The following is a 16,005-nucleotide window of genomic DNA, read 5'->3' as shown; positions in this document are numbered from 1 at the left end:
TCAGTATGTTAAGTCCCCTGCTTCGCCGCTATACCTGGAACAGCACCTGGCTGTATTACGTGCGTATTTTTATCGCCCTCTGCGGAACAACAGCGCTGCCCTGGTGGTTGGGTGATGTCAAACTGACCATCCCCCTGACGCTGGGGATGGTGGCAGCAGCGCTGACCGATCTGGACGATCGTCTCGCGGGTCGTCTGCGCAACCTGATCATTACGCTAATCTGCTTTTTTATCGCCTCTGCGTCAGTCGAGCTACTGTTTCCTTACCCATGGCTGTTCGCCATCGGACTGACGCTCTCTACCAGCGGTTTTATCCTGCTCGGCGGTTTAGGGCAGCGTTATGCGACGATTGCCTTTGGCGCATTGCTGATCGCCATTTACACCATGCTTGGGGCGTCGTTGTACGCCCAATGGTATCAGCAACCGCTTCTGCTGCTGGCGGGCGCTATCTGGTACAACGGGCTGACGCTTATCGGTCATTTGCTGTTCCCAATTCGTCCCTTGCAGGACAATCTGGCACGCAGCTATGAGCAACTGGCGCACTATCTGGAGCTGAAGTCACGGCTTTTTGACCCGGATATTGAAAATGAAAGCCAGGCACCGCTTTATGACTTAGCGCTGGCCAACGGCCAACTGATGGCGACACTGAATCAGACGAAAGTGTCCCTGTTGACTCGCCTGCGCGGCGACCGGGGGCAGCGCGGCACACGGCGAACTCTGCATTACTACTTTGTGGCGCAGGATATTCATGAGCGCGCCAGCTCCTCGCATATTCAATACCAGACGCTACGTGACCATTTCCGTCACAGCGACGTGATGTTTCGCTTTCAACGCCTGATGTCGATGCAGGGCCAGGCCTGTCTGCAACTGTCGCGCTGTATTTTGTTGCGCGTCCCCTATCAGCACGATCCGCATTTTGAACGCGCCTTCACGCATCTCGACGCCGCGCTTGAGCGAATGCGGGCAAACGGCGCCTCCGCCGATCTGCTGAAAACGCTGGGATTTTTACTGGCTAATTTGCGCGCCATCGATGCACAACTGGCAACAATTGAATCAGAACAGGCGCAGGCTATGCCGCGTAACGAATCGGAGAGCCAGCTCGCCGATGACAGTCCGCACGGGTTCAGCGATATCTGGCTGCGTCTGAGTCGTAACTTTACTCCCGAATCGGCGCTGTTTCGCCATGCGGTCAGGATGTCTCTGGTTCTGTGCGTCGGCTACGCGATCATTCAGATAACCGGTATGCATCACGGTTACTGGATCCTGCTGACCAGCCTGTTTGTTTGTCAGCCAAACTACAACGCCACGCGGCACCGCCTGGCGCTGAGGATTATCGGTACCCTGGTCGGGGTGGCGATTGGTATCCCGATTTTATGGTTTGTTCCGTCGCTGGAAGGTCAGCTTATTTTACTGGTGATCACCGGCGTTCTGTTCTTTGCCTTTCGCAACGTCCAGTATGCCCACGCCACTATGTTTATCACGCTGCTGGTTCTGCTGTGCTTCAACTTGCTCGGCGAAGGGTTTGAAGTCGCCCTCCCCAGGGTGATTGATACGCTCATCGGCTGCGCCATCGCCTGGGCGGCAGTGAGCTTTATCTGGCCGGACTGGCGTTTCCGAAACCTCCCGCGAGTGATGGAAAGAGCGACCGATGCAAACTGTCGCTATCTTGACGCTATCCTGGAGCAGTACCATCAGGGACGCGATAATCGACTGGCATATCGGATTGCCCGTCGCGATGCCCATAACCGCGATGCTGAGCTGGCCTCCGTGGTGTCGAATATGTCCAGCGAGCCCGACGTGACGGCACAAACACGTGAGGCCGCGTTCCGTTTGCTCTGCCTCAATCATACATTCACCAGTTATATTTCTGCTTTAGGTGCGCATCGTGAGCAACTCACCAACCCCGACGTGCTGGCGTTGCTGGACGATGCGGTCTGTTATGTCGATGATGCGCTGCATCATCTCCCGGCCGACGAAGCGCGCGTGCAGCAAGCTCTCGCCGAACTGAAACAGCGCATTCAGCAGCTTGAGCCACGTCCGGACAGCAAAGAACCACTGGTGATTCAGCAGGTCGGTTTACTGGTGGCCCTGCTGCCAGAAATGGGGCGGCTACAGCGGCAAATCACTCACTCTTCTCCACCGACATCGGCACCGGTGAAAGCGACTTAACCCACAGAGCAAGCTCCTGGCGGCGTATCGCCGGGAGCGCCGCTTCATGGATACCATAAATAGCCCCTTCAAGATTAAACAGCACCTTGTCAGTGATGGATTTGTTCATTTGTCGCAGTCGCAACCAGCACATTTTAGCGCCCAGCATTCGCAGGGTGGCGACGTCGTAGATCCCCGCTTCATTCAGCAAACTCTCCAGATGAAAGGTCATATTGGGGAGATCCTTAAGCCGCTGCTGAGAACTGCGGGACAACTTCTCCTGCAACGCGGCATCCAGCGAAAACTTCGACAACTGGATCAACTGTTGCTGGTCGCGCCAAAGAGTGTCATCAACCTGATAATAATTAAGCATGACCGGACGCCCGCGTTTAAGAAACGTCAGCCAGACCGGGGAATGTTGCACGCAATACTGTACGCTTTGCTCACAGGCACGCAGATAGAGCTCCCCATTGGCAACCATCGCAAAGACGGTATTCCTGATTGTCAGACTGTAACTGCCAAACAGTGAGCGGAAGTGGATCGTCCCCAGAGAAGATAAATATTCCTGTGATTTATAGATCCTGTCATAGGAGTGAATTTTCATAAAATTCCCTTTTAAATCATAAACTAAAAGAATGATTTGCCGTCACGAATCCGTTAATGACGAAAATAGGCAACTTATTCTCAAGGGGCAAGCTGAATTTCGTTTTTACCGCTACCATGAATAAAAATTGCGAGTCTCTTTCCGAAAATAAAGTTGATCTTTCACGACATCAGGGTTACTGTACATCCATACAGTAACTCACAGGGCTGGATTGATTATGTACACTTCAGGCTACGCAAATCGTTCTCCGTCATTCTCTTCCACATCGAACACGATGGCGCGCGTCTCTTCCGAGAAAGTGTCCACCGGGCTTATCAGCGAAGTGGTCTACCGCGAAGACCAGCCCATGATGACGCAGTTACTGCTGTTACCGCTTCTTCAGCAGCTAGGACAGCAATCGCGCTGGCAGCTCTGGCTGACGCCACAGCAGAAGCTGAGCCGTGAATGGGTTCAGTCTGCTGGGCTTCCGCTGACTAAAGTGATGCAAATTAACCAACTGTCCCCCTGCCATACGCTGGAATCAATGGTTCGTGCATTGCGCACGGGCAACTACAGCGTGGTAATTGGCTGGCTAACAGAAGAATTAACAGAAGAAGAACATGCTGAATTGGTTAAGGCGGCAGATGAAGGAAATGCGATGGGATTTATCATGCGTCCCGTGAATGCACACACCCATGCCACGAGACAGCAAACCGGGCTAAAAATTCACTCAAATTTGTATCATTGAGTAAATTTAGGATTTATCCTGGAATTTTTTTTCCTCCTCGACCTTCACATTGAGGACTAACGTTTTTTTTCTGTGAACGCTTGGCGCACGCGGTTCCCGTGAAATCTGGCGATAAATTCTGATGCGCCAAATGTTAAATATTATGTATACAAGTTTTTTTTTTTCATATGCCTGACAGAGTTCACACTTGTAAGTTTTCAACTACGTTGTAGACTTTACATCGCCAGGGGTGCTCGGCGTAAGCCGCAGATATCGGTAGAGTAACTATTGAACTACTCCCCCGGTGAAGGATTTAACCGTGTTATCTCGTTGGAGATATTCATGGCGTATTTTGGATGATAACGAGGCGCAAAAAATGAAAAAGACAGCTATCGCGATTGCAGTGGCACTGGCTGGTTTCGCTACCGTAGCGCAGGCCGCTCCGAAAGATAACACCTGGTACACTGGTGCTAAACTGGGCTGGTCCCAGTACCATGACACTGGTTTCATCAACAACAACGGTCCGACCCACGAAAACCAACTGGGTGCCGGTGCGTTCGGTGGTTACCAGGTTAACCCGTATGTTGGCTTTGAAATGGGTTACGACTGGTTAGGTCGTATGCCGTACAAAGGCGACAACATCAACGGCGCTTACAAAGCTCAGGGCGTTCAGCTGACCGCTAAACTGGGTTACCCAATCACTGACGATCTGGACATCTACACTCGTCTGGGTGGTATGGTATGGCGTGCAGACACCAAGGCTAACGAACCTGGTGGCGCTTCCTTTAAAGACCACGACACTGGCGTATCCCCAGTATTCGCAGGTGGTGTTGAGTACGCAATTACTCCTGAAATCGCTACCCGTCTGGAATACCAGTGGACCAACAACATCGGTGACGCTAACACCATCGGTACTCGTCCAGACAACGGTCTGCTGAGCGTAGGTGTTTCTTACCGTTTCGGTCAGCAGGAACAAGCTGCTCCGATCGTAGCGCCGGCTCCGGCTCCAGCTCCTGAAGTACAGACCAAACACTTCACTCTGAAGTCTGACGTTCTGTTCAACTTCAACAAAGCGACTCTGAAACCAGAAGGCCAGCAGGCTCTGGATCAGATGTACAGCCAGCTGAGCAACCTGGATCCGAAAGACGGTTCCGTAGTGGTTCTGGGCTTCACGGACCGCATCGGTTCTGACGCTTACAACCAGGGTCTGTCTGAGAAACGTGCTCAGTCTGTTGTTGATTACCTGATCTCTAAAGGTATCCCGGCTGACAAGATCTCCGCACGTGGTATGGGCGAATCCAACCCGGTTACTGGCAACACCTGTGACAACGTGAAAGCTCGCGCTGCACTGATCGACTGCCTGGCCCCGGATCGTCGCGTTGAGATCGAAGTTAAAGGCATCAAAGACGTTGTAACTCAGCCGCAGGCTTAAGTTTCCGTCTTATGAAAAAACCCCGCGTTGCGGGGTTTTTTTTGGCCGTCAGCAAAACAGCTTTGATGAAAACCTGTCACTCTTTGCCTAACAGCGCCTGCAGATCCTGCTTTAGCGAAGACATCTTGTTAGCGTACTTCTCTTTATTCTCTGCATCTTCAATCAGCTGCACTACGGTCTCTGATAGCGTTTTGCCTCGCCGCTGTGCCAGCCCTGCCAGTCTCTGCCAGACAATAAATTCCAGATCGATAGATTTCTTTCGCGTGTGCTGATGCTCGGCATTGAAATGACGTTTACGCCGTGCGCGTATCGTCTGTTTCATGCGGTTTTGCAGCGCGGGACTCATATGTTCGTCAATCCAGAGATTGACCCGCACCGGTTCATTTTCCAGCGTAAGCAACAAATCCACGGCCTCCTGGGCTGCACTGGCCTCCACATAACGGGTTATTAATTCCCCTTCGCGATGCTTCTTCACCAGGTACTTCCACTTCCAACCGCTTTCAAGATTCTCAAGTTGTTGATATTTCATGGCGATCTCAATGTTACCGTGTCACTCCTATCAGAATATCAGCTTTTTTAGCATCTGAAGAAAAGAATCTTCAGGCTGTGAGCCACTCTGCAGCCTCCTGTGCGTTTGCCATCGCATTCCACGTGTGAAGCGCGGACGGTTACGCTATAATCGCGTCTTTTACAACAGACTAAAAAACATCAACTTTGACCATTACGAAACTTGCATGGCGTGATCTTGTCCCTGATACCGAAAGCTATCAGGAGATTTTTGCACAGCCACATGTCACTGAAGAAAACGACACATTACTGAGTGATACTCAACCACGTTTGCAATTTGCCCTGGAGCAATTGTTACAGCCCAGAGCCTCATCCCCTTTCATGCTGGCCAAAGCCCCCGAAGAGCTTGAGTATCTTAATCTTCTTGCCGATGCCGCACGTGCCTTGCAGCACAATGCCGGTCACCTGACGGGAGGTCATTACGAGATCTCTGGTCATACGATTCGCTATCGTGACGCTGAGCGGGAAGAGGATAATTTTTCTACCTTATCTCAGGTGGTGATTGCCGACTGGGTTGAGGCAGAGCAACTGTTTGGCTGCCTGCGTCAATTCAATGGCGACATCACGTTACAACCGGGACTGGTTCACCAGGCCAATGGCGGCGTGCTGGTTATCTCGCTGCGCACTCTGCTTGCACAACCGCTACTGTGGATGCGCCTGAAAGCGATTGTCAGCCGCGAACGCTTTGACTGGGTAGCCTTTGATGAATCACGTCCGCTACCAGTCTCTGTGCCGTCTATGCCGCTTAAACTGAAGGTGCTGTTAGTCGGTGAGCGCGAATCGCTGGCGGACTTCCAGGAGATGGAGCCCGAACTGGCCGAGCAGGCGATTTATAGCGAATTCGAAGATAATCTGCAGATTGTGGATGCAGAATCCATGACGCAGTGGTGCCAGTGGGTAACGTGGACCGCGAGACATAATCAGTTGCCTTACCCGGCACCCGACGCCTGGGAAGTGCTGGTTCGCGAAGCGGTGCGCTATACCGGCGAACAGGATACGTTACCGCTCAATCCGCTGTGGATCATCAGGCAGTTCACGGAAGTCGCGCCGCTGTGCGAAAGCGAAACCTGCAGCGGTGAACAACTTAGCCTGATGCTTGCTCAGAGAGCGTGGCGTGAAGGGTTCCTGGCTGAACGCATGCAGGATGAGATCCTCCAGGAACAGATTCTGATCGAAACCGAGGGTGAGCGCGTGGGTCAGATCAACGCCCTGTCGGTGATTGAGTTTCCGGGTCACCCTCGCGCCTTCGGTGAACCTTCTCGCATTAGTTGCGTCGTGCACATCGGCGATGGCGAGTTCACGGACATTGAGCGGAAAGCAGAACTTGGCGGTAATATTCATGCTAAGGGGATGATGATCATGCAGGCGTTCCTGATGTCGGAACTCCAGCTCGAACAACAGCTCCCCTTCTCGGCTTCACTCACGTTTGAACAGTCCTACAGTGAAGTCGATGGCGACAGCGCGTCCATGGCGGAACTGTGTGCACTCATCAGCGCCCTGTCAGATGTGCCGGTAAATCAGAACATCGCTGTTACCGGGTCGGTCGATCAGTTCGGTCGAGCCCAGCCGGTTGGTGGTTTAAATGAAAAAATTGAAGGCTTCTTCGCGATTTGCCAACAGCGTGAACTGACGGGTAAGCAAGGGGTGATTATCCCTTCTTCTAACGTCAGACACCTGAGCCTGCAACCCGCACTGTTACAGGCCGTTGAAGAAGAGAAGTTCACTATCTGGGCGGTAGATGACGTGACCGACGCATTACCGCTGCTGTTAAATCTGGTGTGGGATGGCGAAGGCCAGATGACGCTGATGCAGACTATCCAGGAGCGTATCGCCCAGGCGACGCAACAGGAAGGACGTCACCGTTTTCCATGGCCGCTGCGTTGGCTGAACGGTTTTTTTCCTAACTGATCGGACTTGTTCAGCGTACACGTGTTAGCTATCCTGCGTGCTTCAATAAAATAAGGCTTACAGAGAACATGGTAGATAAACGCGAATCCTATACAAAAGAAGACCTTCTTGCCTCTGGTCGCGGTGAGCTGTTTGGTGCGAAAGGCCCGCAGTTGCCTGCTCCTAACATGCTGATGATGGACCGTGTCGTCAAAATGACCGAAACGGGCGGCAACTTCGACAAAGGTTATGTTGAGGCAGAGCTGGATATTAATCCGGATCTTTGGTTCTTCGGATGCCACTTCATCGGTGATCCGGTCATGCCGGGTTGCCTGGGACTGGACGCCATGTGGCAGTTGGTTGGATTCTACCTCGGCTGGCTCGGCGGTGAAGGCAAAGGCCGCGCGCTGGGCGTAGGCGAAGTGAAGTTCACCGGTCAGGTGTTGCCTTCTGCGAAGAAAGTGACCTACCGTATCCACTTCAAGCGCATCGTAAATCGCCGCCTGATCATGGGTCTGGCAGATGGTGAAGTGCTGGTGGATGGTCGTCTGATTTATACCGCAAACGATCTGAAAGTCGGGCTGTTCCAGGACACCTCTGCGTTCTGATGCCAACCGGGTGAATGACCAGATAGCGTCATTTATCACAGGTCATAAAAGGCGAAACCTCCGCACTGCGGAGGTTTCTTTTTAAAGAGACAGAATCAGGCCATTACCACCCTGTCAGCCATGGCTTCTCGCCAGCCTCCTAGCCAGTACGACCTCTGATTCAGCGTCTGATAGGGACACATTTCTTTTGAGCGTCCGGCAATACCGGCCTGATAACCACGTTGATGTGCCCGTTCCAGGCGATCTCGTTTTTGTCTCTTCATGCCTCGTTTCCCTCATACTTAATATCTGGTGGAAAAGATAACAGTGATTACGAAGTGTGCAATCACACTAAACGAATACCGCGAATCCCCGGTTCCGTCAATGCGCAAAATTCACACAGGTGTCATATTTGTGAGCTAGTGAAAAACTCGGTTGTACAAAAAATGTGAACCGGAACAAGTTCCTGGCCCCTCTTTATGGCCAAAAAAAACCGCCTCAAACGCACGGTCTGAGACGGTTTTATTTACAAAATTTTAAACTATGGGATGCGCTTCAGCTCCTGAGCGATCGCCGCCGCTTCCTGACTCCAGACGTTCGCCAGCACTTTCACCATTTCATCGTAACCGTCCTGTGTCTGTATGGCTTCAATGTGGAACGGGCGCTTAATGAGACGTCCCTGATGGTTTAGCAGCCACTCACCGCTGACCACCACTTTGCCATCATAACGACCGTGGAAGCCGGTGACCGTCACGTTGAGCGTGTCCTGCACGCTGCCTAACGGTTGAGACGCCACCACCCAACCCGGCAATTGTGTACTCAGATTGGCAACCAGCGTATTGCGCAACTGTTGATCCAGCGGACTGGCCCACAGATTATTATTGGCGATCACGTACTGTACATCGCTGGTCTGATAGACCACGCCATTGCCGGCCAGATAATCCGGCACTGCAACTTGCTCGACCCACAGCAGACGGTTCCCCTGGCTTGCGGTACTCTGCACGCCACCTTGCGCAACAGGAAGCTGGTAATAGCTTTTGTTATCTCCACTGGTACTGCATGATGTCAGCCAGAACGCCATCGCCACCACTAGCCACTTTTTCATTGTTTCGCCCTCTTCGGCTCTGGATCTTTCTTGTCCTTCGCTTCAAACACCAGCGCGTTACTCTTGTCATTCAGCGTTTTCAGCACCGGCTGTAGCTCGCGGAGCACCTGATCAAGACGTTGCATATCGGCCACCATCTTGTTGTAGGCTGCCGAACCCGGCTGGAAGCCCTGCATGCTGCGATTCAGTTCACGCAGAGTATTCTGCATATCTGCCGGCAGTTGTTGCATAGACTGACTGGACGTAATCTTGTTCATGTTATCCAGTGTCGTTTGCAGATGTTTCATCGTGCGCTGGCTTTCACTCAACGTATTGGTGGCCTGCTCAATCATCGGGTTCAGCGGCAGATTGTTGATCTTATCCAGCGCTTCCATCAGCCGCTGCTGAATTTGTGCCAGACCGCCGCTCACCGTCGGGATGATCTGATAACCGTTAAACTCGCGAATGCCGGTAATCGGCGGCTCTTTTGGATAGAAGTCCAGATCGACATACAACGCCCCGGTCACCAGGTTCCCGGTTTTCAGCGAGCCGCGTAAGCCCCGCTTCAGCAGGTCGGCCAGATGAGCGCCCACGTCGGTATCTTCGCCCAATTGCGCTTTCAGACGCTCGGGTTCAATGCGCACCAGCACAGGAATACGGTAATCGTTGTTAAACACCTGACGCATATTTGGCGCAAAGAACGGCACTTTACTCACCGTCCCCAGACGAATACCGCGGAACTCCAGCGGCGCTCCCGGTTGCAGACCGCGGATCGAATCTTTGAAGAACATCAGGTAATCGATGTGCTCGGTGAACAGCGAATCCTGGATGCTTTTCTGATCGTCATACAGGCTAAAGGCGGCCTTCTCGGCAACCGGCTGACCCTGCTCAAGCCCTTCAGGTACGTCAAAACTAACACCTCCGCCAAATAACGTCGTCAGCGAGCCCATTTCTACCCGCATGCCTGCGGACGTCAGATCCACGGCAATCCCGCTGTCTTTCCAGAAACGGACGTTGCTGGTGACCAGGCGATCGTTAGGTGCATTGATAAACAGCTGATAGCTGATGCTGCGTTTTTGTGGATCAAAAGTACTGGTTTCCACCGATCCGACGCGATAGCCACGGAACAGAACCGGATCGCCGGGACTAAGCTGACCGGCTTTTTTACTGTCGAGCACCACGCGGATCCCCTTGGCATCAGGCGGCGCCAGCGGCGGCGAATCCAGCAGATCATACTTTTCCAGTTTGTTACCTTTATTACCCGGCTGCAGTTCGATATAAGCGCCAGAAAGCAGCGTCCCTAAGCCGCTGATCCCTTCACGTCCAACCTGTGGCTTCACCACCCAAAACACGGAGTCTTTGTGCAGCAGTTTTTCCATACCGGCGTTCAGGCGCGCTTTGATTTCAACATGCGTCAGATCGTCGGTCAGCGTGGCGCTTTCGACAACACCCACGTCAACGCTGCGGCTTTTGATAGTGGTTTTTCCGCCCTCGATGCCCTCGGCATTGGTGGTAATCAGGGTCACAACCGGTCCCTGATGGCTGTAGTGATAGAACAGAACCCATGCCCCAATCAGCGCAGTGACGATGGGAAAAATCCACACGGGAGACCAGTTTTTTACCTTCTGGATTTTGGCTTCCCCACTTTTAGATTCCATGTTATCAGGACTCCTCATGGTCTGGTTCTGGTTCACGATCCCACGACAGACGCGGATCAAATGTCATCGCAGAAAACATTGTCATAATGACGACTAAAGCAAACATTAATGCACCCATTGCTGGATAAATATTCATCAAACCTCCCATGCGCACCAGCGCAGAGAGCACGGCGATAACAAACACATCAATCATTGACCAGCGACCTACAAACTCCACCACTTCATAAATCAGGTGCATGCGTTCACTGTCACGCTTGCCATGCCCTTTGGCGTCCCAGCACAGCCAGGCAATGGCGATCATTTTTAGCGTCGGCACCATAATACTGGCGATAAAGATCACCGCCGCGACCGGATAAGAGCCTTCACTCCAGATTAAAACCACCCCTTCAAGAATGGTGGAAGGCAGTTTCGACCCCAGTAAATCGGTGATCATGATCGGCAAAATATTCGCTGGAAGATACAGCATGATCGACGTGAACAGTAATGCCAGCGTCCATTGCAGGCTGTTTCTGCGGCGCACATACCCTTTCGTTTCGCAGCGCGGGCAAAGATGCTCATCCGCCGGAAGGATCGCCGTACAGCAGGAACAAGAGCGTAATCCCTGACGAATGCCGGGAACGCCAGGTGTTAACGTCTGTTTAATCACGGGCATAGGGGCGATGTCGTCCCACAGCCAGCGACGGTCAACACACTGAAACGCGCGGAGTTGCAGAATGCAGAAGAAGCACCAGGGGATAAAGCTGCTGCCGACGCCGATATCGCCGTATGCCATCAGTTTGACGAAACTTACCAGCACGCCCGCGAGAAAAATTTCCGCCATTCCCCAGCTCTTTAGCTGAAACAGAATGCGAGCCAGTTGGGCTTTGAGCTTTGCGGGCATTTGTACCCGATTCACCAACAACAGAATGGTTAACAGGCAAAACGCGGGAACCAGTTGAACGAAGAGTAAAAAGAACGTACCGAGACTGGCGTAATTTTCCGAAAACAGGACACCAGGGATTTGCATCAGGGTCACTTCACTGCTCACCCCAGCGACATTCATATTCACAAAAGGGAACAGATTCGATAAAAGCAACATAAACAGCGCAACTAACGCATAAGCAGTGGGACGCTGTCTCGGCGCGTCCCACATCACCGTCAATGTTGTGCCACATCTCGGGCATGCCGCTTTCTGCCCATGCTCAAGGTGGGGCAATGCCACCAGCATGTCACACTGCGAGCACAAAATGTGCTTTGCGGCATGATGATGTTCGCACATGGTGTGCTCCTTAATTATGCACCATTCTTTAACGCTTCAAGATACTCCCAGCGCTCAAAGGCCTGCTCAAGTTCTTGCTCTGCATTTGCCAGATCGGCCAAAACCTGTTGTGTCTGCTCATGAGGCTGGCTGAAAAACGCGGCGTCGGCAACCTGTGCCTGCAGGGCTTCCAGCTTCGCTTCCAGTTCTTCCAGCAGTTGCGGTAACTGTTCCAGTTCGCGCTGCAGTTTATAGCTTAGTTTGCTACTGGCGCGTTTTACAATTTCTGCTTTCGGGGCAACCACTTCCTCAGTTTTTTTCGCCGCTGGCTGTTTAAACGCCAGATGCTGTTCCTGTTGACTGCGTGCATCATGATAGCCGCCGACATAACGGCCGATTTTCCCGTTGCCTTCGAAAATCCAGCACTCGGTCACCGTATTGTCGACAAACTGACGATCGTGGCTCACCAGTAACACGGTGCCCTGATAACCATCAATCAGCTCTTCCAGCAACTCCAGCGTTTCGACGTCGAGATCGTTCGTTGGTTCATCGAGAATCAACAGATTGCTGGGTTTCAGAAAAAGACGCGCCAACAGCAGACGATTTCGCTCACCGCCAGACAGTGCGCGTACCGGGGTCATCGCCCGTTTCGGATGGAACAAGAAGTCCTGCAAATAGCCGAGCACATGGCGCGGTTTGCCGTTAACCATCACTTCCTGCTTACCTTCGGCGAGGTTGTCCATCACCGTCTTGTCTGGATCCAGTTCGGCGCGGTGCTGGTCGAAATAAGCGACTTCCAGTTTCGTACCGACGTGGATACGACCGCTGTCCGGCGGCAACTGGCCTAACATCAGCTTCAGCAGCGTGGTCTTACCGCAGCCGTTAGGACCGATCAGGGCAATTTTATCGCTGCGCTGTACCTGAGCTGAAAAGTCTTTCACCAGCTGTTTGCCGTCGACCTGGTAATCCACGTTCTCCATTTCGAAAACGATCTTACCGGAGCGGGTCGCCTCTTCGACCTGCATCTTCGCGGTGCCCATCACTTCGCGGCGTTCGCTGCGTTCGCGGCGCATCGCTTTCAGCGCCCTCACGCGGCCTTCATTACGGGTACGACGGGCTTTAATGCCCTGGCGGATCCACACCTCTTCCTGCGCCAGCTTGCGATCGAACTCGGCGTTCTGGAGTTCTTCGACGCGCAGCGCCTCTTCTTTCTCCACCAGGTATTGATCGTAATTCCCCGGGTAGGTCACCAGCTTGCCACGATCGAGATCGACAATGCGGGTCGCCATATTGCGAATAAAAGAACGGTCGTGGGAGATAAAAATAATCGTCCCATTGAACGACTTCAGGAACCCTTCCAGCCAGTCAATGGTTTCAATATCGAGGTGGTTGGTCGGTTCATCCAGCAGCAGAACGCGCGGATTACTGACCAGTGCACGACCCAGCGCGGCTTTACGCAGCCAACCACCGGACAGCGACGACAACGCGGCATTAGGATCCAGTCCTAACTGCGCCAGCACCTCATTGATGCGGTTTTCCAGTTGCCACAGATTGTGGTGATCGAGCTGCTCCTGCACTTTTGCCAGCTCATTTAAGTTTCTGTCGCTCGGATCGGTCATCACCAGACGCGAAATTTCGTGATATCGCTTAAGGTAGACCGCCTGTTCTTCGATGCCTTCCGCGACAAAATCGTAAACGGTGCCTTCAATATTGCGCGGAGGATCCTGTTGCAAACGGGCAACGATCAGATCCTGCTCATAAATAATGCGCCCATCGTCCAGACCCTGCTCACGATTGAGGATCTTCATTAACGTTGATTTGCCGGCGCCGTTACGGCCCACCAGACAGACGCGTTCGTTATCTTCGATATGCAGTTCTGCATTATCAAGAAGCGGCGCGTCGCTGAACGACAGCCATGCGCCATGCATGCTGATTAATGACATTTACTTATCCTTTCAGGCCGCGGTAATCAACCAGCAGTTGTGGATTTGACGGTTACGGGCAAAGTCCTGGGAAAGCGTTTTTTGGGTGATTTCTTGTGCTTTCAGCCCCAGCGCCGCCAGTCCGTCAAGATCCATACGGAATCCGCGTTTATTGTTGGAGAACATGATCGTGCCGCCTTTACGCAGCAGACGTTTCAGATCTTTCATCAGCGCCAGGTGATCGCGCTGAACGTCAAAGGCATCCTCCATCCGTTTCGAGTTGGAGAACGTCGGGGGATCGATAAAAATCAGATCAAACTGTTCATTAGCTTCACGCAGCCAGGCCAGACAGTCGGCCTGGATCAGGCGATGCGCGCGTCCGCTCAAGCCATTCAGACGCAGGTTGCGCTCTGCCCACTCAAGATAGGTACGCGACATATCGACCGTCGTGGTGCTGCGCGCGCCACCTAAACCTGCGTGCACACTGGCGCTGCCGGTGTAGGAAAACAGGTTAAGGAAGTCTTTGCCGTTGCTCATCTGCCCCAGCATCCGTCGCGCAATACGGTGATCGAGGAACAGTCCGGTATCCAGGTAATCGGTCAGGTTCACCCACAGGCGAGCGTTGTATTCGCTTACCTCGATGAATTCCCCCTTCTCGTTCATCTTCTGATACTGGTTTTTCCCTTTCTGCCGTTCACGGGTTTTCAGCACCAGCTTGTTCGGCGCAATCTCCAGCACCGACAAGGTGGCGGCGATGATGTCGAACAGTCGCTGACGCGCTTTCTGCGCATCGACAGTTTTAGGCGGAGCGTACTCCTGAATCACGACCCAGTCGGCGTAGCGATCGACCGCTACGTTGTATTCAGGCAGATCGGCATCGTACAGGCGGTAGCATTCAATCCCTTCCTGACGCGCCCATTTTTCCAGTTTCTTGATGTTTTTACGCAGACGGTTGGCATAGTCTTCCGCCACCGTTGCCGGTTTGCTGTCCGGCGTGCTTTCCGCTACATGGTAGTTTTTCTGCACACAGTCCAGCGGGCCGTTTTTCGCTTTGAATTGTTTGTCCGCGCGCAGTTGCAGGCTGCTTAGCAAATCCGGTGAGGCGCTGAACAAAGAGAGATTCCAGCCGCCGAACTGGTTCTTCATGGTACGTCCCAGCAGGCTGTGCAGCGCAATCAGCGCCGGCTCGCTGTCCAGACGTTCGCCGTAAGGCGGGTTGCTGATCACCGTCCCGTAAGGACCTTTCGGCAGCGGATTGCTCAGCTTCGCCACGTCTTTGACTTCGAAGGTAATCAGTTCGCCAATCCCTGCGCGACGGGCGTTGCTGCGCGCGCGTTCGATCACTCGGGCATCACTGTCAGAAGCGTAAAAACGCGAGGTATATTCAGCCAGACCTTTGCGGGCGCGGGTTTGCGCTTCCGCCTTCACGTCCTGCCAGATAGCGTCATCATGCTGCGCCCAGCCGCTAAAGCCCCAACGCCCACGGTGTAAGCCCGGTGCGCGATCGGTTGCCCACATCGCCGCCTCAATCAATAGCGTGCCCGAACCGCACATCGGGTCGAGCAATGGAGTTCCCGGCTGCCAGCCAGAGCGCATCACAATCGCCGCCGCCAGCGTCTCTTTGATCGGTGCCAGACCGGTGCGATCGCGATAGCCGCGCAGATGCAGACCGTCACCGCTTAAATCCAGCGCAATGCTGGCCGTGTCTTTATTCAGCCAGACGTTTACGCGGATGTCTGGCGATTCGCGATCGACATTCGGACGCGGCAGATTTTTACGCGTGAAGGCGTCAACAATCGCATCCTTGACTTTCATCGCGCCGTACTGGCTATTGCGAATGGTGTCGTTCAGCCCGCTGAAGTGGACAGCAAAGGTCGCACCCGGATTAAACATTGCCGTCCAGTCGATGGCCTGCACACCAAGGTAAAGGTCTAAGTCACTGTAAACTTTGCACTCACCCAAAGGTAAAATAATGCGCGAGGCCAGGCGACTCCACATCAGGCTCTGGTAAACAAGCCGGGTGTTGCCCTGGAAATGGACCCCACCCTGAACCACCTGACACTCCACGGCGCCGAGGCTTTCCAGTTCAGTTTTTAACAGCTCTTCCAGCCCACGGGCCGTACTGGCAAACAAAGAATTCATAGCGTCACTTATACTCGAAGAAAATTGCTGCG

Annotated in this window: 13 protein-coding genes; 5 read left to right on the top strand and 8 right to left on the bottom strand. The window is 53.2% G+C overall.

Annotated features, from left to right (window positions below):
- The first annotated feature begins 5 nt into the window (after positions 1-5).
- Positions 6-2,168, top strand: coding sequence for a YccS family putative transporter (yccS, locus tag KI228_RS08510; protein WP_043001156.1), 2,163 nt, complete (start codon positions 6-8; stop codon positions 2,166-2,168).
- Here the strand turns inward: yccS and KI228_RS08505 are convergent.
- Positions 2,122-2,751 (bottom strand): TfoX/Sxy family DNA transformation protein, encoded by a 630-nt coding sequence (locus tag KI228_RS08505; protein ID WP_043001157.1) that lies wholly within the window; start codon positions 2,749-2,751, stop codon positions 2,122-2,124. The genes yccS and KI228_RS08505 overlap by 47 nt on opposite strands.
- Before the next feature lie 217 nt (positions 2,752-2,968).
- Here KI228_RS08505 and sulA point away from each other — a divergent pair, with 217 nt between their 5' ends.
- Positions 2,969-3,478, top strand: coding sequence for an SOS-induced cell division inhibitor SulA (gene sulA, locus KI228_RS08500; RefSeq protein WP_043001158.1), 510 nt, complete (start codon positions 2,969-2,971; stop codon positions 3,476-3,478).
- A gap of 355 nt (positions 3,479-3,833) precedes the next feature.
- Positions 3,834-4,889 carry a porin OmpA gene (gene ompA, locus KI228_RS08495; RefSeq protein ID WP_043001975.1) on the top strand — a complete coding sequence of 352 codons (1,056 nt, stop codon included), beginning with the start codon at positions 3,834-3,836 and terminating at the stop codon, positions 4,887-4,889.
- A 76-nt stretch (positions 4,890-4,965) separates the two neighbouring features.
- Here the strand turns inward: ompA and matP are convergent, their stop codons facing one another.
- Positions 4,966-5,418 carry a macrodomain Ter protein MatP gene (matP, locus tag KI228_RS08490; RefSeq protein ID WP_043001159.1) on the bottom strand — a complete coding sequence of 151 codons (453 nt, stop codon included), beginning with the start codon at positions 5,416-5,418 and terminating at the stop codon, positions 4,966-4,968.
- A 185-nt stretch (positions 5,419-5,603) separates the two neighbouring features.
- Here matP and KI228_RS08485 point away from each other — a divergent pair, with 185 nt between their 5' ends.
- Complete coding sequence (locus KI228_RS08485; protein ID WP_043001160.1) at positions 5,604-7,364, top strand: AAA family ATPase; 1,761 nt, start codon at positions 5,604-5,606, stop codon at positions 7,362-7,364.
- 68 nt (positions 7,365-7,432) lie between these two features.
- Positions 7,433-7,951: a bifunctional 3-hydroxydecanoyl-ACP dehydratase/trans-2-decenoyl-ACP isomerase gene (fabA, locus tag KI228_RS08480; protein WP_013097260.1), complete on the top strand. Its 519-nt coding sequence runs from the start codon at positions 7,433-7,435 to the stop codon at positions 7,949-7,951.
- A 95-nt stretch (positions 7,952-8,046) separates the two neighbouring features.
- Here the strand turns inward: fabA and rmf are convergent, their stop codons facing one another.
- The 6 genes from rmf to rlmKL form a co-directional block, all read right to left on the bottom strand.
- The gene (gene rmf, locus KI228_RS08475) at positions 8,047-8,214 is read right to left on the bottom strand and encodes a ribosome modulation factor (RefSeq protein WP_042320000.1); all 168 of its coding nucleotides are present in this window, start codon (positions 8,212-8,214) and stop codon (positions 8,047-8,049) included.
- A gap of 257 nt (positions 8,215-8,471) precedes the next feature.
- A complete protein-coding gene (gene pqiC / locus KI228_RS08470) occupies positions 8,472-9,035 on the bottom strand; it encodes a membrane integrity-associated transporter subunit PqiC (protein WP_044256303.1) in 564 nt (187 codons plus the stop codon).
- Entirely contained in the window at positions 9,032-10,672 is a 1,641-nt protein-coding gene (gene pqiB, locus KI228_RS08465) for an intermembrane transport protein PqiB (protein ID WP_044256306.1), read from the bottom strand. The genes pqiC and pqiB overlap by 4 nt, the downstream gene beginning before the upstream one ends.
- A 4-nt stretch (positions 10,673-10,676) precedes the next feature.
- The gene (pqiA, locus tag KI228_RS08460; protein WP_061070310.1) at positions 10,677-11,930 is read right to left on the bottom strand and encodes a membrane integrity-associated transporter subunit PqiA; all 1,254 of its coding nucleotides are present in this window, start codon (positions 11,928-11,930) and stop codon (positions 10,677-10,679) included.
- A gap of 14 nt (positions 11,931-11,944) precedes the next feature.
- Positions 11,945-13,852: an ABC transporter ATP-binding protein gene (locus KI228_RS08455; protein WP_054177188.1), complete on the bottom strand. Its 1,908-nt coding sequence runs from the start codon at positions 13,850-13,852 to the stop codon at positions 11,945-11,947.
- A 12-nt stretch (positions 13,853-13,864) separates the two neighbouring features.
- Positions 13,865-15,973 (bottom strand): bifunctional 23S rRNA (guanine(2069)-N(7))-methyltransferase RlmK/23S rRNA (guanine(2445)-N(2))-methyltransferase RlmL, encoded by a 2,109-nt coding sequence (gene rlmKL / locus KI228_RS08450; RefSeq protein WP_061070311.1) that lies wholly within the window; start codon positions 15,971-15,973, stop codon positions 13,865-13,867.
- Positions 15,974-16,005: the final 32 nt, after the last annotated feature.

This window comes from Citrobacter amalonaticus (assembly GCF_018323885.1).
Lineage (GTDB): Bacteria > Pseudomonadota > Gammaproteobacteria > Enterobacterales > Enterobacteriaceae > Citrobacter_A > Citrobacter_A amalonaticus.
The sequence above is the reverse complement of the archived record's forward strand: the minus strand, read 5'-3'. Positions and strand labels throughout refer to the sequence as shown.